General features: G+C 62.9%; 18 protein-coding genes. 7 read left to right on the top strand and 11 right to left on the bottom strand.

Annotated features, from left to right (window positions below; all coding sequences use genetic code 11):
* Positions 1-9 precede the first annotated feature (9 nt).
* Complete coding sequence (epsC, locus tag JNA92_RS15425) at positions 10-942, bottom strand: serine O-acetyltransferase EpsC (RefSeq protein ID WP_241805501.1); 933 nt, start codon at positions 940-942, stop codon at positions 10-12.
* Between the two features lie 268 nt (positions 943-1,210).
* On the opposite strand from epsC, the gene tcyJ reads away from it, so the two are divergent.
* Genes tcyJ through tcyN form a run of 3 tightly spaced genes read left to right on the top strand, consistent with a single transcriptional unit; the run spans position 1,211 to position 3,431 of the window.
* The gene (gene tcyJ / locus JNA92_RS15420; RefSeq protein ID WP_241805500.1) at positions 1,211-2,005 is read left to right on the top strand and encodes a cystine ABC transporter substrate-binding protein; all 795 of its coding nucleotides are present in this window, start codon (positions 1,211-1,213) and stop codon (positions 2,003-2,005) included.
* A complete protein-coding gene (gene tcyL / locus JNA92_RS15415; RefSeq protein WP_012316742.1) occupies positions 2,002-2,670 on the top strand; it encodes a cystine ABC transporter permease in 669 nt (222 codons plus the stop codon). Before tcyJ ends, tcyL begins: the two co-directional genes overlap by 4 nt.
* Before the next feature lie 2 nt (positions 2,671-2,672).
* Positions 2,673-3,431, top strand: coding sequence for an L-cystine ABC transporter ATP-binding protein TcyN (tcyN, locus tag JNA92_RS15410; RefSeq protein ID WP_241805499.1), 759 nt, complete (start codon positions 2,673-2,675; stop codon positions 3,429-3,431).
* 195 nt (positions 3,432-3,626) lie between these two features.
* Here tcyN and dibA read toward each other — a convergent pair whose 3' ends face one another.
* Entirely contained in the window at positions 3,627-5,522 is a 1,896-nt protein-coding gene (dibA, locus tag JNA92_RS15405) for a phosphodiesterase DibA (RefSeq protein ID WP_241805498.1), read from the bottom strand.
* A gap of 146 nt (positions 5,523-5,668) precedes the next feature.
* Between dibA and desA the strand changes: the two genes are divergently transcribed.
* Both desA and JNA92_RS15395 read left to right on the top strand, forming a co-directional pair.
* A complete protein-coding gene (desA, locus tag JNA92_RS15400; protein WP_241805497.1) occupies positions 5,669-6,853 on the top strand; it encodes a delta-9 fatty acid desaturase DesA in 1,185 nt (394 codons plus the stop codon).
* 141 nt (positions 6,854-6,994) lie between these two features.
* Positions 6,995-7,981 (top strand): GGDEF domain-containing protein, encoded by a 987-nt coding sequence (locus JNA92_RS15395; protein ID WP_241805701.1) that lies wholly within the window; start codon positions 6,995-6,997, stop codon positions 7,979-7,981.
* A gap of 31 nt (positions 7,982-8,012) precedes the next feature.
* On the opposite strand, the gene JNA92_RS15390 is transcribed toward JNA92_RS15395, so the two are convergent.
* The 3 genes from JNA92_RS15390 to gabD form a co-directional block, all read right to left on the bottom strand.
* Positions 8,013-9,275 (bottom strand): response regulator, encoded by a 1,263-nt coding sequence (locus JNA92_RS15390; RefSeq protein ID WP_241805496.1) that lies wholly within the window; start codon positions 9,273-9,275, stop codon positions 8,013-8,015.
* Positions 9,276-9,412: 137 nt separating this feature from the next.
* Positions 9,413-10,690 carry a 4-aminobutyrate--2-oxoglutarate transaminase gene (gabT, locus tag JNA92_RS15385; protein WP_039601890.1) on the bottom strand — a complete coding sequence of 426 codons (1,278 nt, stop codon included), beginning with the start codon at positions 10,688-10,690 and terminating at the stop codon, positions 9,413-9,415.
* A gap of 178 nt (positions 10,691-10,868) precedes the next feature.
* Entirely contained in the window at positions 10,869-12,311 is a 1,443-nt protein-coding gene (gene gabD, locus JNA92_RS15380) for an NADP-dependent succinate-semialdehyde dehydrogenase (RefSeq protein ID WP_241805495.1), read from the bottom strand.
* A 342-nt stretch (positions 12,312-12,653) separates the two neighbouring features.
* Between gabD and JNA92_RS15375 the strand changes: the two genes are divergently transcribed.
* Positions 12,654-14,339 (top strand): GspE/PulE family protein, encoded by a 1,686-nt coding sequence (locus JNA92_RS15375; RefSeq protein WP_241805494.1) that lies wholly within the window; start codon positions 12,654-12,656, stop codon positions 14,337-14,339.
* A gap of 89 nt (positions 14,340-14,428) precedes the next feature.
* Positions 14,429-14,743 carry a DUF2388 domain-containing protein gene (locus JNA92_RS15370; RefSeq protein WP_241805493.1) on the top strand — a complete coding sequence of 105 codons (315 nt, stop codon included), beginning with the start codon at positions 14,429-14,431 and terminating at the stop codon, positions 14,741-14,743.
* Positions 14,744-14,777: 34 nt separating this feature from the next.
* Here JNA92_RS15370 and gcvP read toward each other — a convergent pair whose 3' ends face one another.
* The 6 genes from gcvP to JNA92_RS15340 all read right to left on the bottom strand — a co-directional run bounded on the left by gcvP (position 14,778) and on the right by JNA92_RS15340 (position 23,507).
* Positions 14,778-17,651 (bottom strand): aminomethyl-transferring glycine dehydrogenase, encoded by a 2,874-nt coding sequence (gcvP, locus tag JNA92_RS15365; RefSeq protein ID WP_241805492.1) that lies wholly within the window; start codon positions 17,649-17,651, stop codon positions 14,778-14,780.
* A 131-nt stretch (positions 17,652-17,782) separates the two neighbouring features.
* Positions 17,783-18,166, bottom strand: a complete 384-nt coding sequence (gene gcvH / locus JNA92_RS15360; protein ID WP_241805491.1) for a glycine cleavage system protein GcvH — start codon at positions 18,164-18,166, stop codon at positions 17,783-17,785.
* A gap of 47 nt (positions 18,167-18,213) precedes the next feature.
* Positions 18,214-19,296: a glycine cleavage system aminomethyltransferase GcvT gene (gene gcvT, locus JNA92_RS15355; protein WP_241805490.1), complete on the bottom strand. Its 1,083-nt coding sequence runs from the start codon at positions 19,294-19,296 to the stop codon at positions 18,214-18,216.
* A 123-nt stretch (positions 19,297-19,419) separates the two neighbouring features.
* Positions 19,420-21,042, bottom strand: a complete 1,623-nt coding sequence (locus JNA92_RS15350; RefSeq protein WP_241805489.1) for an ABC transporter permease — start codon at positions 21,040-21,042, stop codon at positions 19,420-19,422.
* A 90-nt stretch (positions 21,043-21,132) separates the two neighbouring features.
* Entirely contained in the window at positions 21,133-22,134 is a 1,002-nt protein-coding gene (locus JNA92_RS15345; RefSeq protein ID WP_241805488.1) for an extracellular solute-binding protein, read from the bottom strand.
* Positions 22,135-22,289: 155 nt separating this feature from the next.
* Positions 22,290-23,507: a 2-octaprenyl-3-methyl-6-methoxy-1,4-benzoquinol hydroxylase gene (locus JNA92_RS15340; protein WP_241805700.1), complete on the bottom strand. Its 1,218-nt coding sequence runs from the start codon at positions 23,505-23,507 to the stop codon at positions 22,290-22,292.
* Positions 23,508-23,509: the final 2 nt, after the last annotated feature.

Genomic DNA, 23,509 nt, shown 5'->3' with positions numbered 1-23,509 from the left:
GAATTCAGGTCAGTTCTTGTCCTGGCAATCGAGCTGTAGATTGGCCTGGGTAATGTTGCTCTGCGCCGGCACGCTGCGGGTCAGCCACACGTTGCCGCCAATGGTCGAACCCTTGCCGATGGTGATGCGCCCCAAAATGGTCGCGCCTGCGTAGATCACCACATCGTCTTCGACGATCGGGTGCCGCGCCAGGCCTTTGTGCAGCGAGCCCGACTCGTCGCTCGGGAAGCGCTTGGCCCCCAAGGTCACGGCCTGATAGATACGCACCCGCTCGCCGATGATCGCAGTCTCACCGATCACTACACCGGTGCCGTGGTCGATGAAGAAGCTCTGCCCAATCTGCGCACCTGGATGGATGTCGATGCCGGTGGCCGAGTGCGCCAGTTCCGAGCTGATGCGTGCCAGCAGCGGCAAGCCAGCCTTGTACAGGTGGTGGGCCAGGCGGTGGTGGATGATTGCCAGGATACCCGGGTAGCACAGCAAGACTTCGTCGACACTACGCGCTGCTGGGTCACCGTGGTACGCCGCCAGCACATCGGTATCGAGCAGCACACGCAAGGCCGGCAACGCCGCGGCAAAATCCTGTATCAAGCGCAGCGCCTGGGCATCGACGGCCGTCAGGTCAGCCTTGCTCTGGCGTGCGGCATAACGCAGCTCCAGGCGTGCCTGGGCCAGCAACGCAGTCAGCGCGGCATCCAGGGTGTGGCCAACGTAAAAGTCCTCACTCTCCTCGCGCAGGTCTACCGGCCCCAGGCGCATCGGGAACAGTGCGCCGCACAGTTGCTCAAGGATGTGCCGCATCGCCTCGCGCGACGGCAATTCGCGCCCGCCCTGCTCGCCAATACTGCGGCCATTGCGGCTGCGCCACTGCTCACGGGCGCTGCGCAAGCCACTGACGATACTGTGCAACTGCCAATGCGCGGATGAAGGGTGTTCGCTCACGGTGATCTCCTGGCAGGGCCAAGCTGATAGTTTGCAATCCACTTTACGGCAAATCAGCCCCTTGGAAAAAACAACGCTTTATTCCATCCTGCACTAAGTCGGCATAAGCTGCGACGACGTACCCGGCATCGTCGCCTACCCTCAAAGCAGCCGAACCCTGGCAGAGATAAAAAAGGAAATAACAAAATAAGTTTTTATTATTTCCCGGCCTATGAAGCCAACCCTATAGTCGCCACCCACCACTTCCACAACAAGCGCGGGGCCTGACATGTCGAAATTCGCCAAACCGCTTCTCAATGCCAGCCTGGCCATCCTGCTGGGCACCGGTCTGTTCAGCCAGGCATTCGCCGGCGAGCAACTGAAAACCATCCAGGAAAAGGGCGTGATCAACGTCGGCCTCGAAGGCACCTACCCGCCATTCAGTTTCCAGGATGAAAACGGCAAGCTTGCCGGCTTCGAGGTCGAGCTTTCGGAACTGCTGGCCAAGGAACTGGGCGTCAAGGCCAAGATTCAGCCGACCAAATGGGATGGCATCCTTGCAGCGCTGGAATCCAAACGCCTGGACGTGGTGATCAACCAAGTGACCATCTCCGAGGAGCGCAAGAAGAAGTACGACTTCTCCGAGCCTTACACCGTCTCCGGCATCCAGGCGCTGATCCTGAAGAAAAAAGCCGAGCAGTTGAACATCAAGACCGCGCAGGACCTGGCCGGCAAGAAAGTCGGCGTGGGCCTGGGCACCAATTACGAACAGTGGGTGAAGCAGGACGTTCCGAACGCTGAAGTGCGCACCTACGAAGATGACCCGAGCAAGTTCGCCGACCTGCGCAACGGCCGTATCGACGCCATCCTGATCGACCGCCTGGCCGCCCTGGAATACGCGCAAAAAGCCAAGGATACCGAGCTTGCCGGCGACGCCTTCTCGCGCCTGGAAAGCGGCGTGGCCCTGCGCAAGGGTGAGCCTGAGCTGCTGGCAGCCATCAACAAGGCCATCGACAAGCTCAAGGCCGACGGCACCCTGGCCAAGCTGTCCGAGAAATACTTCGGTGCCGATGTCACCCAATGATCGCTGAAAGCCTGCAACTCGTTGTCGACTCCGCGCCCTTCCTGCTCAAGGGCGCGGGTTACACAGTGCTGCTGAGTGTCGGCGGCATGTTCTTCGGCCTGGTGTTGGGTTTTGCCCTGGCACTGATGCGCCTGTCGAAGATCCTGCCGCTGGACTGGCTGGCACGCATTTATGTGTCGTTCTTCCGGGGCACGCCGCTGCTGGTGCAGCTGTTCGTGATCTATTTCGGCATGCCGCAGATCGGCATCGAACTCGACCCCATCCCGGCCTCGCTGATTGGCCTGTCGCTGAACATGGCAGCGTACATCTGCGAAATCCTGCGTGCGGCGATTTCCTCGATCGACCGTGGCCAGTGGGAAGCAGCCGCCAGCATCGGCATGACCCGCACCCAGGCCATGCGCCGGGCGATCCTGCCGCAAGCCCTGCGCACGGCATTGCCGCCGCTGGGTAACAGCTTCATCTCCCTGGTCAAGGACACCGCCCTGGCGGCGACCATCCAGGTGCCCGAACTGTTCCGCCAGGCGCAGCTGATTACTGCGCGGACCTTCGAAGTTTTCACCATGTACCTGGCCGTTGCGGTGGTGTACTGGATCCTCTGCAGCATCCTCGCGCACTTCCAGAACCGCATGGAAGCGCGGGTCAACCAGCACGATCAGGAGCACTGAAGATGATCGTAGTAGAAGGCCTGACCAAGCAGTTCAAAGGCCAGACCGTGCTCAACGGCATCGATCTGACCGTGCAACCGGGCGAAGTGGTGGCCATCATCGGCCCCAGCGGCTCGGGCAAGACTACCTTCCTGCGGTGCCTGAACCTGCTGGAAACGCCTGACGCCGGGCGCATCCAGATCGGTGCCATCAGCATCGATGCCAACCGTCCGCTTGGCAACCAGCAAAGTGCCATTCGCCGCTTGCGCCAGCAGGCCGGCTTCGTGTTCCAGAGCTTCAACCTGTTCCCTCATCGCACCGCGCTGGAGAACGTGATGGAAGGCCCGGTGATCGTCAAGAAGACACCCCGCGCGCAAGCCATGGAGCTGGGCCGCACGCTGCTGGCCAAGGTCGGGCTGGCGGGCAAGGAAGACGCCTACCCCAAACGCCTTTCCGGCGGGCAGCAACAGCGCGTTGCAATCGCCCGGGCGCTGGCCATGGAACCTGAGGTGATCCTGTTCGATGAACCCACCTCGGCGCTGGACCCTGAGCTGGTCGGCGAAGTGCTGGCGACCATCCGCGGCCTGGCCGAAGAAAAGCGCACCATGATCATCGTCACCCACGAGATGAGCTTTGCGCGTGATGTGGCTAACCGGGTGATCTTCTTCGACAAGGGGGTGATCGTCGAGCAGGGCGAGGCCAAGGCCCTGTTTGCCGACCCCAAGCAAGAGCGGACTCGACAGTTCTTGCGCAAGTTTCTCGGGACTGCGGCTTCCGAGTGATCTGCATTCGGTTCACTGGCCCCATCGCCGGCAAGCCGGCCCCCACATGGATTGCGCCGGCTTTTTAGAAGTTGAGCAAGACCGTTGCCTCCACAGGTAAAGCGCAGGCCTGAAGAACTGCGCGGTCGCGGTGGGAGCCGGCTTGCCGGCGATGGCTGCGCAGCAGCCCTGGTGGCGTCACCGTGCCGGCCCGGCTCAGTGCCAGCGCAAACCCTCAGCCGGCACGGGCCGCCCGAACCAGTAGCCCTGCCCCAGCTGGCACTGCTGCTCGAGCAGGAACCTGGCTTGCTCCGCCTGCTCGATGCCTTCAGCGTGCACCTGCATGCCCATGCTCCGCGCCAGGGCGATGATCACCCGCACGATGGCGACGTCATCGTCATCCATCGGCAAGCCGGCGACGAAGCCCTGGTCGATCTTCAGCTTCTGCACCGGCAGGCGCTTGAGCCGCAGTAACGACGAATAGCCGGTGCCAAAGTCGTCGATTGCCAGGTTCAAGCCCAGTTCACGCAACCGGTGCAGCTGCTCCAGCGCGACTTCAGGGTCTTCCATGACTGCACTCTCGGTCACCTCGACCTCCAGTAGCGACGGATCCAGGCCGGTCTCGTGCAACACACCGGCCACTTGCCGGTAAAGCTCACGCTGGCCGAACAGCCGGCTGGAAATATTGACTGCGACGAACTCGAGCAGGCGACCGTCAGCCTGCCAACTGACCATCTGCCGGCACGCCTCGCGCATCACCCAGGCGTCGATGTCGGCAATCAGCCCAGTACGCTCGGCGATAGGAATGAACTCGCTTGGCGGCACCAAGCCACGTTGCGGGTGCTGCCAACGCACCAGCGCCTCCACCCCCACCATCTTCGACGTGAACAGGTCGAACACCGGCTGGTAGAACACCCGCAGCTCGTCTTGGGCCAGTGCGCGGCGCAGTTCGCCTGCCGTTTCCACCCGGTGCTGGGCGTGCGCCGTCAGCTCTTCGGTGTACAGCGCGTAACAGGCGCGGCCATTGTGCTTGGCCTTGTACAGCGCCGAGTCGGCGTTGCGCAGCAGCTGTTCGGCGCTCAACGCATCGCTGGGGAACAGGCTGATACCAACGCTGACGCTGATGAACAGCCGATGCCTATCGAACTCGAACGGTTCACGCATGCGTTCGATGAGGGCCTGTGCCAGTTTGCCGGCCTGGCCGACCTGCTGGCAGTTCTCCGCCAGCACACCGAACTCGTCACCGCCCAGGCGCGCCAAGGTCACACCGTTGCCAACCACCTCGGCCAGACGCTCGCCTACCAGCTTGAGCAGCTGATCACCGATGGTGTGGCCTAGCCCATCGTTGATGCTCTGGAAGTGGTCCAGATCGAGCAGCAACAACGCACATCCACGCTTGTTGGCCTGTGCCGAAGCCAGTGCCTGCTCGGCCCGGTCGTTGAACAGCAAACGGTTGGGCAAGCCGGTAAGGGGGTCGTGGTGGGCCAGGTAGGCCAATTCCTGCTCGGTATGCTTGATTGCGCTGATGTCGCTGAATACCGCGACATAATGGGTCAGCTCGCCGCCATCGTCGTGAATGGCACGGATCGTCTGCCATTGCGGGTAGATTTCACCACTCTTGCGCCGGTTCCATATCTCCCCGCTCCACTCGCCCTTCTCTGCCAGGGTGGCATAAATCTGCTGATAGAACGGCACGCCGTGCCGGCCCGACTTGAACTTGCTCGGGCGCTGGCCGAGCACTTCATCCTGCTGGTAGCCGGTGATCCGCATGAACGCGCGGTTGACGTGCACGATCAGCCCTTGGCGGTCGGTGACCAGCACGCCCTCCAGGGTGCAGTCGAACACGGCTGCGGCCATGCGCAGACGGGCGCGGTCCTCGCTGCGAAGACGTGCGCCGACGCCGATGAAATTGAGCAGACGGGCCCGGGTGAAGAAAATCAGCGCCGCGCTGGCCAGCACCCAAAGGACAACATTGATCTGCCGCCCTACGGCCAAGGCCAGGGGATCTTCAGACATACTGCGCAAAACCACCTCTGACAGCACCAGCCAGAGGATCGAGAGCACCAGATACAGCGCGGCCATGCGCAAGGCGTCGCGAACGGAAACAGACATGTCGGCAACAAAAGTCCATGAAAAATGATGGGGCATTATAGAGCCAGAAACATGCAGTGACGTCCTATCTGAAAGGGTGACTGGTTTTATTTCCCTACCAAGGGATAATCAGGCCTTTCCCTGTTTCTTCGAGGGCTTTCACACCTATGTGGTATTACGGTCTGCTCGACTTGTCGGCCTGGCAACTGGTTGGCGTTACCCTGCTGATGACTCACGTGACCATCATCAGTGTCACCCTCTACCTGCACCGCTACTCGGCCCACCGCGCCCTGGAGCTCAATGGCGCGCTCAAGCACTTCTTCCGCTTCTGGCTGTGGCTGACCACGGCGCAGAACACCCGCGAGTGGACAGCCGTTCACCGCAAGCACCACGCCAAGTGCGAAACCCCGGACGACCCGCACAGCCCGGTACACAAAGGCCTGGGCACAGTGCTGCGCAAGGGCGCCGAACTCTACCGGGAAGAAGCGCTCAACCCCGAAACCCTGCGTATCTATGGCAAAAATTGCCCGGATGACTGGATCGAGCGCAACCTCTACTCACGCTACAAACATGGCGGTATCGCCCTGCTGGCAGTGCTCGACCTGCTGCTGTTCGGCACCATCGGCATCACCATCTGGGCGGTGCAGATGATGTGGATTCCGTTCTGGGCAGCGGGTGTGGTCAACGGCTTGGGCCATGCGGTGGGCTACCGCAACTTCGAGTGCCGTGACGCGGCGACCAACCTGGTGCCATGGGGCATCGTCATCGGTGGCGAAGAACTGCACAACAATCACCACACCTACCCCAACTCGGCCAAGCTGTCGGTCAAGCGCTGGGAGTTCGACATGGGCTGGGCCTGGATACGCCTGTTGTGCCTGCTGCGCCTGGCCAAAGTCCAACGCGTGGCCCCCATCGCCCACCGCGTCGAGGGCAAGGCCAACCTGGACATGGACACCACCATGGCCATCCTCAACAACCGCTTCCAGATCATGGCCCAATACCGCAAGCTGGTGATCGGTCCGCTGGTCAAGCAGGAACTGGCCAAGGTCGACGCCTCGGTACGCCATCGCTTCCGCCGGGCCAAACGCCTGCTGTCGCGGGAACCCAGCCTGCTCGAAGAGCGTCACCATGTGCGCATCGAGTCCCTGCTGGCGCAGAGCCAGGCACTCAAGACCATCTATGAAAAGCGTTTGGCCTTGCAGCAGATCTGGGCCCGTACCAGCGCCAACGGCCACGACATGCTCGCCGCCATGAAAGACTGGGTACACGAGGCGGAGGCCAGTGGCATTCATGCACTGCACGACTTTGCAGCGCAATTGAAAACCTACTCCCTGCGCCCGCACGGCGCCTGACCACCGTTGATCGGCACGCCCTGCAACGGGGCGTGCCCGCTGGAACTTCCCCTCTGAAAAACCACTCAAACCCGGCACATCGCCCGCGTGGCGGGCCGGTCTGTGGCCGCACGCTTACCCGTCGAGAGCCACTCCGTGCACATGGCCAAGAACATCTATCCAACGCTGCCCGGCAATTCAGCTCCCGAGGCAGCCCAAACACTGCTGGCCTTGCTGCATGCCCAAGGCGAAGTGGCTCGCCTGAGCGAACGTGAACAGCTCTACAGTTCGTTGCTCGACAGCGTCAATGCGGTGCTCTGGGCGTTCGACTGGGAAACACGCCAGGTGCTCTACGTCAGCCCCGCCTACGAACGCATTTTCGGCCGGCCTACCAGCCTGGTGTTGGCCGACTTCAACGAGTGGCGCGATAGCATCTACCCCGATGACCTGGAGTACGCCGAGCGCAGCCTGGCCCAGGTGCTGATCAAAGGCGCGGTTGAAGACCGCGAATACCGCATCCTCAATGCAAACGGCCAAGTGCGCTGGCTGAGTGACAAGTGCTACATCAACCAGCAGCATGAAGGCGAGCGGGTGATCATCGTCGGCATTGCCGAGGACATCACCGAAAAGAAGCAGCTTGAAGGCGAACTGCATCGCCTGGCTACCACCGACGTGCTGACCCAAAGCAGCAACCGCCGGCACTTTTTCGAATGTGCAGGCCAAGCCTTCGACAACGCGCGCGAAGACGGCACACCCCTGGCATTCCTGCTGCTGGATATCGACGATTTCAAGCAGATCAACGACAGCTATGGCCATCAGGAAGGCGATCAGGTGCTGCAACGCATCGCCGACAGCGGCAAGGCGGTGCTGCGCCGCGGCGACCTGTTCGGGCGCATTGGTGGCGAGGAGTTTGCTGCGGTGTTCCCCGGCTGCAATGCGCAGGTCGCCGAGCAGATCGCCGAGCGCCTGCAGCGCGAGATTCAGCGGCTGAGCTTCAGCCATGGCGAGCAGGTGTATGGCGTGACGGTAAGCCAGGGGCTGACCGGGCTCACGGATGAGGATGATTCACTGGACAGCCTCTTCGCCCGGGCTGATGCGGCGATGTACCGGGCCAAGCGGCAGGGCAAGAACCAGATCGTGCGGGGCTGAACCATTGGGTGCGCACAGCGGCCCCAACAACTCAGTTACGTACCCCCTCCTCAGCCACAGGCGGCTCTTGCTCCTGCGGTTTTACCTCTGGATTCTCCACCTTGCGCAACCGGCTCAACTGCGCCAGCCCAACCTTGAGCAAGCGCGCGGTCTTGCTCTCGGCAACCCTCTCCAACCCTTGGCTCGCCGGCAGTCGCGCCAGTTGCCCGGCCAGGTTCATGGCCAGGATCTCCCGGGAATAAACCCCACCACCCAACTGATAGATTGCCGCGATCAGCTCGCGCAGGCCCAGCGGCAAGCGCCAGCGGGTTCGCAGTGCCGAGCCGAACGCTGCACCGAAGTCGCTCAGTGACGCCTGCACCAGGCCATCGTGCAGTTCACCACCGGCCAGCCGCCATTCCTGCAGGCAGCGCAGCACCGCAAGGTCACCCAGGCAGTGCAACAGCCCCGCGCAGTAACACAGCTCTTCGTCAAGTTCGAGCATGCGCGCCAGCGAACGCGCGTATTCGGCGGTATGCAGCGACAAGTTCCAGAAATGCGCCGCCTGCTGCGCCAGCAGTGGCTCGGTCAGGCGGGCGCTGCGCTTGAGGGCCAGGCCCAGTATCAGGTTCATGCTCTGCGTGCTGCCAAGCTTGTTCAGGGCTTGTAGCAAGGTCTGCACCGGTGCATCGCGGTGCAGGGCAGCACTGTTGGCGGCAGCGATCAGTACGGCAGTCACCTGCGGGTCGTTGCGCACCTCCTCTTCGAGCACCTTGAGGTCCAGCCCCTGAGGGTTCAGCGCGCGCTTGATCGCCACCTGCACATCAGCGAACAGCGGCCCGCCATCGGCGGTGGCGCGGCGCTGCTCAAGGAAGGCTGGCAGGCTTGCCCCAGGCTGCAACGGCGGCACCGGGCAGGCAATCTGCTCACCCACTTCAAGCAGCAGCTCTTCCAGACGCTTGCGCAGGTTGTCCATGTTCAGTGGCTTGCTCAGGTAAGCCGTGGGGTGTAGCGGCAGCGCCTCACGCACGCTGGCGCTGTCACTGCGGTTGCTCATGAGAATGAACGGCAACCCCGGCCCCTTGGCGCGCACCTTGCGCAACAGGTCCAGGCCATCGACACCTGCAAGCTCACGGGCGGCGATGATCAGGTCAGGCTTGCTGGCCAATGCCGTGAGCGCCTGGGAGCCATCGGCGCATACCTGCAGCCGGGCATCACAGCGCACGCTGAGCAACATCTCACGCAGCATGTCGCGCACCCAAGGGTCGCCTTCGGCAATCAGTACGCAAGGTGGGGTGGGGTCTGCAGCGCTCATGGCCAACTCCTGAATATCCCTGACACGCAATCCGTTGCAGCTTCCAAGGCAAGTCCTGTGACAACCATAGCGCCACAGCCCTTTGTTAGGCACAAAAAAAACCCGCCTAGGCGGGTTTTTTTATGAAGCCTGTCACATCAGGCCAGTTCAGCGAAGCACTCTTCGATGATGGCCAGGCCCTTGTCGAGCAGCTCATCTTCGGCGGTCAGCGGAACCAGGATACGCAGGACGTTGCCGTAGGTGCCGCAGGACAGCAGGATCAGGCCCTTGTCGCGCGCTTTGGCAACCACTTGAGCAACGGCGGCGGCGTTCGGGGTGTGGGTGCCTTTTTCGAAGACTTCCACAGCGATCATCGAACCCAGACCACGGACATCGCCAATGATCGGGTGCTTTTCCTGGATCTTGCGCAGGCCGGTGGTCAGGTGCTCACCTACTGCCTTGCTGCGGTCCAGCAGCTTCTCTTCCTCGAACACCTGGATGACGGCCAGCGCCGCGGCGCAGGCGATCGGCGAACCGGCGTAAGTGCCGCCCAGGCCGCCCGGAGCGATGGCGTCCATGATCTCGGCCTTGCCGCAAACACCGGCCAGCGGGAAGCCGCCAGCGATGGATTTGGCGAAGGTGGTCAGGTCCGGCGCTACACCCATCTGTTCCATGGCGAAGAAGGTGCCGGTACGGCCGGCGCCAGTCTGTACTTCGTCGGCGATCAGCAGAATACCGTGCTGGTCGCACAGGGCGCGCAGGCGCTTCATCAGCTCTTTAGGCGCTGGCAGGAAGCCGCCTTCGCCCTGTACCGGCTCGAGGATGATCGCGGCGATGTCGCGCGGCTCGGCGTCGTTCTTGAAGATGCGCTCGACCGAAGCGATAGCGTCGTCAACGCTGACCCCGTGCAGTTCGCTCGGGAACAGGGCGCGGAAGATGCCGCCCGGCATCAGGCCCATGCCAGCGGAGTACGGTACAACCTTGCCGGTCAGGCCCAAGGTCATCATGGTGCGGCCGTGGTAGCCGCCGGTGAAGGCGATCACGCCAGCACGGCCAGTGGCGGCACGGGCGATTTTCACGGCGTTCTCAACGGCTTCGGAGCCGGTGGAAACCAGCAGGGTCTTCTTGTCGAAGTCCCCTGGGACCAGCTTGTTGATCTTCTCGCACAGCTCTACGTAAGGCTCGTAAGCCAGTACCTGGAAGCAGGTGTGGCTGACTTTGGTCAGCTGCTCTTGAACAGCGGCGACCACTTTAGGGTGCAGATGGCCGGTGTTCAGGACTGCGATGCCGCCGGCGAAGTCGATCAGTTCGCGGCCTTCAACGTCGATCACGGTCGAGTTCTTCGCGCTTTCGACGAAGATCGGGTGGATTTGGCCTACGCCACGCGGGACGGCGGCTACACGACGTTGCATCAAGGATTCGTTGGTCTTGCTCATAATGCCCTCATTTGCGCCGATCAGCGGCGCTTTTATTCGGGGGTGGCTGGGAGTGCTCGCGAACAGTATTCGTTGATCGACTGCCGTGAACGCCCTGGCCACCAGGTGCTGCGATGTCAAAAAAGCCAGCGAGACGTCGCTCTCGCGCCCCGCTGGCAGAGGTAAAGCCTTCAGCGCATCAGACGCTGATGCACAGGTACTTGATTTCGAGGTAGTCCTCGATACCGTACTTGGAACCTTCACGGCCCAGGCCCGAAGCCTTGATACCGCCAAACGGCGCGACTTCGTTGGAGATCAGGCCGGTGTTGATACCCACCATGCCGTATTCCAGCGCCTCGGCAACACGGAACACACGGCTCATGTCACGGGCATAGAAGTACGAGGCCAGGCCGAACTCGGTGTCGTTGGACATGGCGATGACTTCGGCCTCGTCCTTGAAGCGGAACAGCGGCGCCAGCGGGCCGAAGGTCTCTTCCTTGGCGACGGCAGCGGTCTTCGGCACGTCGACCAGAATGGTCGGCTCGAAGAAGTTGCCTTCGATCAGCTTGCCACCGGACAGCACCTTGGCGCCTTTGGAGACGGCGTCCTCGATGTGCTCCTGAACCTTGGCGACAGCCTTGCCATCGATCAGCGGGCCAGTGGTGGTGCCGTCGTCCAGGCCGTTACCGATCTTCAGCTTGGCCACAGCGGCCTTGAGCTTCTCGGCGAAGGCATCGTAGACGCCGTCCTGCACGTAGATACGGTTGGCGCAAACGCAGGTCTGGCCGTTGTTGCGGTATTTGGAGATGATCGCGCCCTCTACCGCCTTGTCCAGGTCGGCATCGTCGAACACGATGAACGGGGCGTTGCCACCCAGCTCCAGGGAAACCTTCTTGATGTCCTTGGCACATTCTTCCATCAGCTGGCGACCGATTTCGGTCGAGCCGGTGAAGGACAGTTTGCGCACCAGGGAGTTGCCGGTCAGCTCGCCGCCGACTTCGCCAGCGCTGCCGGTCACCACGCTCAGCACACCAGCCGGAATGCCGGCACGGGTAGCCAGCTCGACCAGGGCCAGGGCAGAGTACGGGGTTTGCGAAGCAGGCTTGAGCACCATGGTGCAGCCAGCGGCCAGGGCCGGGCCGGCTTTACGGGTGATCATCGCCGCCGGGAAGTTCCACGGGGTGATGGCCGCGGTAACACCGATCGGCTGCTTGATGACGATCAGGCGCTTGTCAGGCTGGTGGCCTGGGATGGTATCACCGTAAACGCGCTTGGCTTCTTCGGCGAACCACTCGATGAACGAGGCTGCATAAGCGATTTCGCCTTTGGCTTCGGCCAGTGGCTTGCCTTGTTCGGTGGTCATCAGGCGAGCCAGGTCGTCCTGGTTCTCGATCATCAGTTCGAACCAGCGGCGCAGCTTGTTCGAGCGCTCTTTGGCGGTCAGAGCACGCCAGGCCGGCAGGGCCTTGTCGGCAGCTTCGATGGCGCGGCGGGTTTCCGCAGAGCCCATCTTCGGCACGGTACCGATGACTTCACCAGTGGCCGGGTTGGTCACATTGATGGTCTGGCCGCTGTCCGCATCCAGCCATTCACCGTTGATGAAGGCTTGCTGGCGGAACAACTGAGCGTCTTTGAGCTGCATGTCGGCTTCCCGAATTGTTGATTGTTGAAAAGCGCCCAAGGCAGGGCATCGAGCGTTTGAAATCTCAAACGAATGCTAAGCGGCTGCTGGGGTATAGGACAATAGGCTGTTCGAAAAAAAGAACGAATGGTTGCACAGCCCATCTGAAAGCCCCCGGCAGCGCCCCGTATAGGGTAGACGACGGCGCGCAGCTCCAAGGTGATGGGAGTACCAGCCGACACCACTCTGCGCACGACAGTACTACGACCAGCCCGGCAAGATCCCGAAACCTTTCACCCACGCTCGAACCCGCCCACCCGGCTAGCCTTGATCAGGACCTCATAACCTGGCACGGACGCCGCCATGCACAACCCTGACGATCAATCCCTCGACCTCAAACGCGTACTGGACACGTTGCAAGCCGACCAGCTCCTGAGCGCCAGCGACGCCTGGCAAGTACTCGAATACGCCAACGCACGGCCACCTTGCCATCCGCTCGAAGCCGTAGCGGCGCTGGAACTCCAAGACCGCCGGCACCCCGGCCAGCGCCTGCACCTGGACAGCCTGTGCCAATGGCTCGCCAGAAAAGTCGGCCAGCCCTATGAACGTATCGACCCACTGCAACTCGACCTGTCCAAGGTCAACGGGCTGATATCGCCAGCGTTCGCCCAGCGCCACGGCATACTCATCCTGGCCAGCGACAGCCTGGGCATCACCGTGGCCAGCGCGCAGCCTTACCAGTGTGACTGGCAAACCGATCTGGCCCGCAGCCTGGGCAAGCCGATCCGCCGCGTGTTCGCCAGCCCCCTGCAACTGCGCCAGGTGGGCCAGTCACTGTTTCGCCTCGCCCACTCGGTGCAAGGCGCCCAGCATCAGCAGTCGGCAAGCCTCGGTGAGCTCGAGCAATTGCTCGAGCAGGACAAGCGCCTGGGCAACGCCACGGCAGATGACGCGCATATCGTGCACATCGTCGACTGGCTGCTGCAGTACGCTGTCGAACAGCGCGCCAGCGACATCCATCTTGAGCCGCGCCGCGAGCAGGGCCGCTTGCGCTATCGCATAGACGGCCTCCTGCATACGGTCTACGCCTTCCCGGCCGGCGTCACTCTGGCGGTCGTCAGCCGCCTGAAGCACTTGGGCCGCATGGATGTCGCGGAGAAACGCCGCCCGCAGGATGGCCGCGTGAAGTGCAGCCTGCCAGGTGGCCGCGAAGTGGAGCTACGCCTGTCTACGCTGCCCACCCCCTTTGGCGAAAAGCTGGTGCTGCGGTTGTTCGACCCACAACAGCTACAGGAAGACTTCGACCGCCTGGGGCTGGAAGGTGAACAACTGCACCAGTGGCTGGCCCTGCTGCAGCGCCGTCAAGGCATCCTGCTGGTCACCGGCCCTACCGGCTCAGGCAAGACCAGCACGCTTTACGCGAGCCTGAAGCAGTTGGCCACGCCGGAGGTCAACCTGTGCACCATCGAGGACCCGATCGAACGTCTGGAGCCGGCATTCAATCAACTGCAGGTGCAGCCGACACTGGACCTCAGCTTCGCCAACGGCGTACGCGCGCTGCTACGCCAGGACCCGGACATCATCATGATCGGCGAGATCCGTGATCGCGAGACGGCGCTGGTAGCCGTGCAAGCTGCCCTTACCGGGCACCTGGTGCTCTCGACGCTGCACACCGACGACAGCTGTGCTGCCATTACCCGCCTGCTGGAGCTTGGCGTGCCCGATTACCTGATCAAGGCCTCCCTCGGTGGGGTGATGGCGCAGCGCTTGGTGCGCTTGATTTGCCGTGAGTGCCAGCGCCGCGCAGCATCGGCCAGCGGCCAGCCTTGCCTGATGTGTCGGGGCACCGGCTTTCATGGCCGAACGGGCTTGTTCGAGCTGCTGGTGCCGAGCGAAAACCTACGCGCCCGGATAGGCGCTGGGGCGGACCTTGCCAGCTTGCGGCTACAGGCGTTGAGCGAAGGGTTGCTGGACCTGAAACGCTGCGGGGAAGCCAAAGTGGCCCGTGGGCTGACCTGCCAAGAGGAAGTGCTGCGGGTCTGCGCGTGAGCAAAAAACCCTTGTTTTCGAGGAACTTGCGCCCCGCAGGCGCAATCAAATCGGGCTCCATCAGCCCTCACCCTTCGAGGTGTTTCATCATGCGTCTCCCAACCGCCATCGCAGCCGCTGCCCTGCTTTCGCTGCCCATTGGCTCCGCCATGGCCGATACCTTCTGGCGCAACGTGATTTCTTCCGGCGCGACCACGGCATCGACCTACCTGACCTCCAAAGATCACAAGTTGGTCGTCGCGGCGCAGGAAGACGCCGGCAGCTTCGTGGCCAGTGAAGGTGCTATTCGTGGGCCGTTCCTGGAGGCGGCAATGCGCCAGGTGCGGGCTGAGAACCCAGGTATGCAAGCCAGCGACATGGAACTGGCAAATGCCATCCTGGCGAAGAATGCCATAGCCGAGTAAGGCCCTGGGGCTGCCGTGCAGCCCCAGCTTCAACTCAGCGATACGCCTCCACCGGTACACACGCACAAAAAAGATTCCTGTCCCCGTACACATTGTCGACCCGGTTCACCGCTGGCCAGTACTTGTGCTGGCGCACGTGAGCGCTGGGGGCCACCGCCTGCTCAAGACTGTAAGGCCGGCTCCACGGCGCCAGCACATCGGCCAGGGTATGCGGGGCATGTTTGAGCGGATTGTCTTGCGCCGGCCAGTGACCCTCTTGCACCTCTTCGATCTCCGCCCGGATCGCCAGCATGGCTTCGACGAACCGGTCCAGCTCGGCTTTGGACTCGCTCTCTGTAGGTTCGATCATCAAGGTCCCAGGAACCGGGAATGACATGGTGGGGGCATGGAAGCCATAGTCCATCAGGCGCTTGGCCACATCCTCTTCCGTTATCCCGGTAATGGCCTTGAGTGGCCGCAGGTCAAGGATGCACTCATGCGCCACCCGCTGGTTTCGGCCTCTGTAAAGCACCGGGAAGGCACCATCAAGCTGGCTGGCCAGGTAGTTGGCCGACAGGATGGCCACTTCGCTCGCATCGGCCAGTTGCGGCCCCATCATGGCGATGTACATCCAGCTGATCGGCAAGATGCTCGCGCTGCCCCAGGGCGCGGCGCTGACCGCGCTGTTGTTCGGGTCCAGGCCCGGCACCGGCACCACCGGATGACTGGCGACGAACGGCTTGAGGTGCGCGCGGATGCCAATCGGCCCCATGCCGGGGCCCCCGCCGCCGTGCGGGATGCAGAACGTCTTGTGCAGGTTCATGTGCGAGACATCGGCGCCAATGTCGGCCGGCCGCGTGAGGCCGACCTGGGCATTGAGGTTGGCGCCGTCCATGTACACCTGCCCGCCCTGCTTATGAACGACTTCACAGATGTCCCGAATGCCCTCCTCATACACACCATGGGTCGACGGGTAGGTAACCATCAGGCAGGAAAGACGCTCGCCTGCAGCATGGGCCTTGGCCTTGAGGTCGTCGAGGTCAACGTTGCCGTGGTCATCGCAGTCGACGATCACCACTTCCATGCCTGCCATCTGCGCCGAAGCAGGGTTGGTGCCGTGGGCCGACGAAGGGATCAGGCACAGGGTGCGCTGGTGTTGATGACGGCTGCGGTGGTAACGGGTGATTGCCATCAGCCCGGCGTATTCGCCCTGGGCACCCGAGTTGGGCTGCATGCAGATGGCGTCGAAACCGGTAATAGCGCACAGCCAGCGCTCCAACTCGTCGATCATCGCTTGGTAACCCACGACCTGAGCTTCGGGCGCAAAGGGATGAAGCTGAGCGAACCCGGGCCAGGTAATGGGGATCATTTCGCTGGTGGCGTTGAGCTTCATGGTGCAGGAACCCAGCGGGATCATCGATTGGTTCAGCGCCAGGTCCTTGTTCTCCAGCTGCTTGAGGTAGCGCAGCATCTGCGTTTCGCTGTGATGCAGGTTGAACACAGGGTGGGAAAGGAACGGCGTGCGCCGTTGCAACCCGGCGGGAATGCCGCCTGCCAGGGCCTGCTGGTCAAGCGCGGAGACCTCAAGGCCATGATCCACGCCAAGAAAGATGTCGAACAGCTGAAGCACGGTGTCTTCGCTGCACGTTTCGTCCAGGCTCACACCCAGGTGGCCGCGGCCCAGAATGCGCAAGTTGATGCACGCCGCTTGCGCACTTTCGATGATGGCCGCCTGGGCACCGCCGACCTCCAGGGTAAGGGTGTCGAAGAAATGCTGGTTGAGGCGTTTGATGCCCTTGGCCTCAAGGCCGGCAGCCAACACGACGGTCAGCCGATGCACGCGCTGCGCGATGCGCTGCAAGCCTTCAGGGCCGTGGTACACCGCGTAGAAACCGGCGATGTTGGCCAGCAGTACCTGGGCCGTGCAGATGTTGGAGTTGGCTTTTTCGCGGCGGATGTGTTGCTCGCGGGTCTGCAGGGCCATTCGCAGGGCGGTGTTGCCACGGGCATCACGCGACACGCCGATGATGCGCCCCGGCATCGCCCGCTTGTAGTCGTCACGGCAGGCAAAATAGGCCGCGTGCGGGCCGCCGTAGCCCATGGGCACGCCAAAGCGCTGGGTCGAGCCAAGCACTACGTCTGCGCCAAGTTCACCCGGCGGCGTGAGCAGCACCAGGCTCAACAGGTCTGCCGCCACGCATGCCAGGGCATGCTGGCCGTGCAACTGGTCAATCAGCGGGCGCAGGTCACGCACTGCTCCATGGGTATCCGGGTACTGCAGCAACGCGCCGAATACCTCGTGCTGGGCAAGGTTATCCACAGCGTCGACGATCAGTTCGAAACCAAAACCTTCAGCCCGGGTTCGCAACACCGACAGTGTCTGCGGGTGGCAGTGTTCATCGGCAAAGAAAGCATTGCTCTTGTTGCGCGCCACACGTTTGGCCAAGGCCATGGCTTCGGCTGCGGCGGTGGCTTCATCGAGCAGTGAGGCATTGGCCAGGGCCAGGCCGCTCAGATCGATGACCATTTGCTGAAAGTTGAGCAGGGCTTCCAGCCGGCCTTGGGCGATTTCTGGCTGGTAAGGCGTATAGGCGGTGTACCAGCCGGGGTTCTCCAGCACGTTGCGCAAGATGACCGTTGGCGTGACGGTGCCGTGGTACCCCATGCCGATCAGGCTGGTCCACACCTGGTTCTGCTCGGCATAACTGGCGAGCTTGGCCAACGCAGCCTGTTCATCCAGGGCGGCAGGCAGGTCGAGGGCGCGGTTGAAGCGGATATCCGGCGGGACGGTCTGCTCGATCAGCTCGCTGCGGCTGCTCAAGCCCAGGGCGCTGAGCATGGCCTGCTGCTCCGAGGCATCAGGCCCCAGGTGACGACGCAGGAATGGGTTGAGCTCTTGCAGTTGATGCAGGGACGGCGACTGGGACATGACGACGCTCTCTTCCTAGACCAGGCCTCGTGGAGACTTATAAGTCTAGGAAGGATTGCCGATACTGCGGGAAAACTTGCTTCGCCAGTACCGGCCTCATCGCTGGCAAGGCAGCGATGAGGCCAGCATGATCACTCGCCGATAGCGGCGCGGTAACCATCAGCATCCAGCAGCTTGTCCAGCTCGGCCTTGTCGCTTGGCTTGAGCTTGAAGATCCAGGCGCCGTAAGGGTCTTCGTTGAGCAGCTCCGGGTTGTCGGCCAGGTCTTCGTTGACCGCGATCACCTCGCCACCCACCGGGGCATAGATATCCGAAGCGGCCTTGACCGACTCGACCACGCCAGCCGCATCGCCGGCAGCGAATACTTTGCCAACCTCTGCCAGCTCCACGAACACCACATCACCCAGGGCCTCTTGAGCGTGGTCGCTGATGCCCACGGTCACAGTGCCGTCGGTTTCCAGGCGCGCCCACTCGTGGCTTTCGGCAAAACGCAGATCGGCGGGGATATTGCTCATGTCTTGTATTCCTCGATTGGGTCAGCGGTCGGCCCGCCGTTGATTGTTCAGATCAGAATCTTGCCGTGACGCACGAAGGTCGGTTTGACCACCCGCACCGGGTACCACTTGCCGCGGATCTCGACCTCGGCACGATCACCGGTGGCCATGGGTACACGCGCCAGGGCAATGGATTTGCTCAGCGTAGGAGAGAAACTACCACTGGTGATCTCCCCTTCGCCAATGCCGGCAACGCGAACCACCTGATGGGCGCGCAAAACACCGCGCTCCTCCAGCACCAGGCCGACCAATTTGTCCTGTACGCCGCGCTCGATTTCCGCCAGCAGGCCAGCGCGGCCGATGAAATCGCGCTCGGCCGGCTCCCAGGCGATGCTCCAGCCCAGGTTGGAGGTAAGCGGGGTGTGGGCTTCGTCGATGTCCTGGCCGTACAGGTTCATGCCGGCTTCCAGGCGCAAGGTGTCGCGGGCGCCAAGGCCACTGGGGGCGATGCCAGCGCCGACCAGGTCGTTGAAGAAGGCCACGGCCTCATGGCCTGGCAGGATGATTTCCAACCCGTCTTCACCGGTATAGCCGGTGCGGGCAATGAACCAGTCGCCCTCGCTGATCCCTTCGAACGGGCGCAGCTCACGGATGAGCGCCGCGCGCGAAGCGCTGAGCAAGGCAGCGACCTTCTCGCGGGCCTGGGGCCCCTGGATGGCGAGAATGGCCAGGTCAGGGCGCACCTTGAATTCGGCCGAAAAGCCGCTACTGCGGGCCTCCAGCCACGCCAGTACGTTGGCGCGGGTAGCGGCATTGGTGATCAGCCGGTAGCCATTCTCCGTACGGTAGACGATCAGGTCATCGATAACCCCGCCCTCGTCATTGAGCAACGGGCTGTACAACGCCTTGCCGACACTCCCGAGGCGGGCAACGTCGTTGGCCAGCAAACGCTGCAGCCAGACGGTGGCCTCGGTGCCATCGATGTCGATCACGGTCATGTGGGAAACATCGAACACCCCACAGTCACTGCGCACCTGATGGTGCTCTTCGACTTGCGAGCCGTAGTGCAGGGGCATGTCCCAGCCACCGAAATCGACTGTCTTGGCGCCTAGCGCCAGGTGCAAGTCGTACAAAAGCGTGCGCTGTCCCATGGGTTTCTCCTTCCGGGCGTGGCGAAGCGGCGGCGGTCGATGACGTTTGGTCGTCAGCTCTTCTTGTAGGACCCGTCGCGCGAATGCCGCGCATTGTAGCCGCAAGGGCGCGGGCTGGCACCCTCAGTGACTGTGACCAGGGCGCCTGGCTGAACGATGAATCAGGCCGATGACCGGCAGCAGGCCAACCAGCACCAAGGTCAAGGCAGGCAGTGAGGCACGGGCCCACTCGCCTTCACTGGTCATCTCGAACACCCGTACGGCGAGGGTATCCCAGCCGAAGGGCCGCATCAGCAACGTCGCGGGCATTTCCTTGAGCACATCGACGAAGACCAGCAGTGCGGCACTGAGTGCACCGGGAACCAGCAGCGGCATATACACTTTGAAAAACAATCTCGCCCCTCCCACACCCAGGCTCCGTGAAACCTCGGGCAACGACGGGCGGATGCGCTCCAGGCTGCCTTCCAGTGGCCCATAGGCTACGGCGATGAAACGTACCAGATAGGCCACCAGCAATGCCGCGAGGCTGCCCAGCAGCAAGGGCTTGCCTGCCCCGCCCAGCCACGTCGACAGGGGGATCACCAGGCGGTTGTCCAGGTAACTGAAGGCCAGCATGATCGAAACCGCCAGCACAGAGCCGGGCAAGGCATAGCCCAGGTTGGCCAGGCCGACCCCGGCACGGATGCCGCCAGTCGGCGCCTGGCGCCGGGCAAAGGCCAGCACCAGCGCGACGCACACCGTGATCAAGGCTGCCATGGCGCCCAGGTACAGGGTGTGCAGCACCAGGCTGACATAGCGCTCGTCCAGGTCATGCCGCCCACGCTGCCAGAACCATACCAGCAGCTGCAGCACCGGGATGACGAAGGCACAGGCAAATACCAGCAGGCACCAGCCACTGGCCAGCAGTGCCTTCACCCCGCGCAGGTGATAGAGGGCTTGACCCCGAGGGCGTTCATTGGCGCTGCGCGAGGCACCACGAGCGCGGCGCTCTGCGTACAGCACCAGCATGACCGCCAGCAACAGCAGGCTGGCCAGCTGGGCCGCGCTGGACAGGCTGAAGAAGCCATACCAGGTCTTGTAAATGGCAGTGGTGAACGTGTCGAAATTGAACACCGCCACCGCGCCAAAATCTGCCAAGGTCTCCATCAGGGCCAGGGCGATGCCTGCGCCGATGGCCGGCCGCGCCATGGGCAGGGCAACCCGCCAGAAGGCTTGCAGCGGCGAAAGGCCCAGCACCCGCGCCGCTTCCATGAGCCCCTTGCCCTGGGCCAGGAATGCCGTGCGTGCGAGCAGGTAGACATACGGGTAGAACACCAGCACCAGTACCACAATCACCCCGCCGGTGGAGCGCACCCGCGGCAGGCGCATGGGCCCGAACACTTCACGCAAGGCGCTCTGCACGGGGCCGGCGAAATCAAGCAGGCCGACGAAGACGAACGCCAAGACATAGGCGGGGATGGCAAACGGCAGCATCAGTGCCCAGTCCAGCCAGCGCCTGCCGGGGAACTGGCAAAGGCTGGTGAGCCAGGCCAGGCTAACGCCGAGCACGGTGACGCCTGCGCCTACGCCCGCCACCAAGGTTAATGTGTTGCCGAGCAGGCGGCTCATCTGGGTGTCGAGCAGGTGCGACCAGATCTGCACGTCGATCGATTGCCAGGACAGCAGCAAGACGCTCAAGGGCAGGAGCACGAGGGCGGCGATCAGGATGACCGGGAGGTACCAGCGGCGTTGGGGAGCGTGGGGCAAGGCAACTGTCTCTGTGGCAGATGGCAACCGCTGCGCGGGCTTGCCCCGCGAAGAGGCCCCTGCGGGCCTCAGAAGGATAAAGCCTGGGGCTTAGTTCCAGCCAGCCCGATCCATCAAGCGAATGGCCTCAGCCTGGCGTTTGCCCGCCACCTCGACCGGGATGCTGTCAGCCTTGAAGCTGCCCCACGCCTGGACCTCGTCCGATGGCTTGACCTTCGGATTGGCCGGGAACTCCTGGTTGATGTCGGCGAACAGCTTTTGCGCCTGCTCCCCGGTCATCCACTCCACCAGCTTCTTGGCCGCTTGCGGATGCGGTGCGTGCTTGGTCAGGCCGATACCGGACAGATTGACGTGCACGCCACGGTCACCCTGGTTAGGCCAGAAGATCTTCACGGGCAGGTCCGGGTTCTGCTTGTGCAGGCGGCCGTAGTAGTAAGTGTTCACCACCCCCACATCGCACTGGCCGGCCTCGATGGCCTGGATAACCGAGTTGTCGTCAGAGAACACGTCGGTAGACAGGTTGTTGACCCACCCTTTGACGATCTGTTCGGTCTTGGCCTCGCCATGGTTCTCGATCAGGGTGGCGGTCAGCGACTGGTTGTAGACCTTCTTCGCCGTGCGCAGGCACAGGCGCCCTTCCCACTGCTTGTCTGCCAGCGCCTCGTAGGTGCTCAGCTCTTCAGGCTTGACGCGCTCGGTGGAGTAGATGATGGTCCGTGCACGCAGGCTCAGGCCGGTCCATTCATGGGACGAGGCGCGGTACTGAGCGGGGATGTTCTGGTCGATGATGGTCGACTCGATGGGCTGCAGGATGCCCATCTGCTCGGCCTGCCACAGGTTACCGGCATCGACGGTCAGCAGCAGGTCGGCCACCCCGTTGTCGCCCTCGGCCTTGATGCGTTGCATCAGCGGGGCTTCTTTGTCGGTGATGAACTTGATCTTGACGCCGGTCTCGGCGGTGTAGGCGTCGAACACCGGCTTGATCAGCTCGTCGATGCGCGAGGAGTACACCACTACTTCGTCCGCCGCCTGGGCGTTGCCACCGAACAGCGTCAGGGCCAGGGCGGCCAGTAGGGGCTTGCGTGGCAACATGGGATGCACTCCTCGAATCGTATGAGAGGCGCAAATGGTAGTGAATCCCATTTCCTGGCTCACCTACCCAGCCGTTACCAGATGTTGCAAGGGTACGCGAACGCTTCCAGCAGTGGCCCTGTGCCGCGAAAGGGCCGCAAAGCGGCCCCTCAATCTCAAGGCTTGGCCAGGTCCGGCAAGTCGCCTGAGAGCCCCAACGCCTGGCGCACGAACAGCGCCTTGGCCTCGGGCATTTGCTGCACCAGCTTCAGGCCGCTGTTACGCAACCAGCGCAACGGCAGCGGATCGGCCTGGAACAGCCGCTCAAAGGCCTCCATCGCAGCCATCAAGGCCAGGTTGTGCGGCATGCGTCGGCGCTCATAACGGCTGAGCACTTTCACATCGGCCAGCCGTTCACCCCGCTCGCACGCCTTCGCCAGCACCTCAGCCAGTACCGCTGCATCGAGAAAACCCAGGTTCACGCCTTGCCCAGCCAGCGGATGAATGGTGTGCGCGGCATCACCGATCAGTGCCAGCCCCTCATCCACGTAGCGCTTGGCGTGGCGCTGACGCAACGGCACACAGACCCGAGGGTCGGCGTGCAGCACGTGGCCCAGTCGCCCCTCGAAGCCACGCTCCAAGGCCTTGAGGAAAGCGTGATCATCCAGCGCCATCAACTGCTCGGCCTGCTCCGGCGTGGTCGACCATACGATCGAGCACCAGCCCTGCTGGCCGTCTCGCGACAAGGGCAAAAAGGCCAGCGGCCCTTCATCGGTGAAGCGCTGCCAGGCGGTAGCCTGGTGTGCAGCGCTGCAGCGCACGCTGGTTACGATGGCGTGATGCAGGTAATCCCATTCACGGGTCTGGCAGCCGGCCAGGCGCCGCACCGCCGAATTGGCACCGTCGGCAGCCACCACCAGCGGCGCCCGCAGGCGGCGACCATCGGCCAGGGTCAGCAACCACTCATCGCCAGAACGGCGCATCTGCTCCAGGCGGGCGTTGGGCAGCAGGCCGATATCGCTGTCATGCAGGCGCTCCAGCAGGCCATCCTGCACCACCCGGTTTTCGACGATATGGCCAAGCACCTGCGCGTGCACGCTGGCGGCGGAGAAGTGAATCTGCCCAGTGCCGCTGCCGTCCCAGACATGCATGTCCGAGTAGGGCGAAACACGCCGTTTGGCAATTTCTTCCCAGGCGCCCAACCGCTCGAGGATGCGCTGGCTGGCCGCCGAGAGGGCGCTGACCCGCGCCTCGAATGGCGCATCGCTGTCAAACGGCTTCACCGTCAGCGAACCACCGTCGAGCAGGAGTATTTCCAGGCCACTGTGGCGCAACGCCAAGGCCAAGGCGCTGCCGACCATACCAGCACCGACAATCAACAGATCTGCGCGCATTT

Origin of the sequence: Pseudomonas putida (genome assembly GCF_022627325.1) — a bacterium.
GTDB lineage: Bacteria > Pseudomonadota > Gammaproteobacteria > Pseudomonadales > Pseudomonadaceae > Aquipseudomonas > Aquipseudomonas putida_X.
Note: the sequence above shows the minus strand (reverse complement) of the source record. Positions and strands in the feature narration are given on the sequence as shown.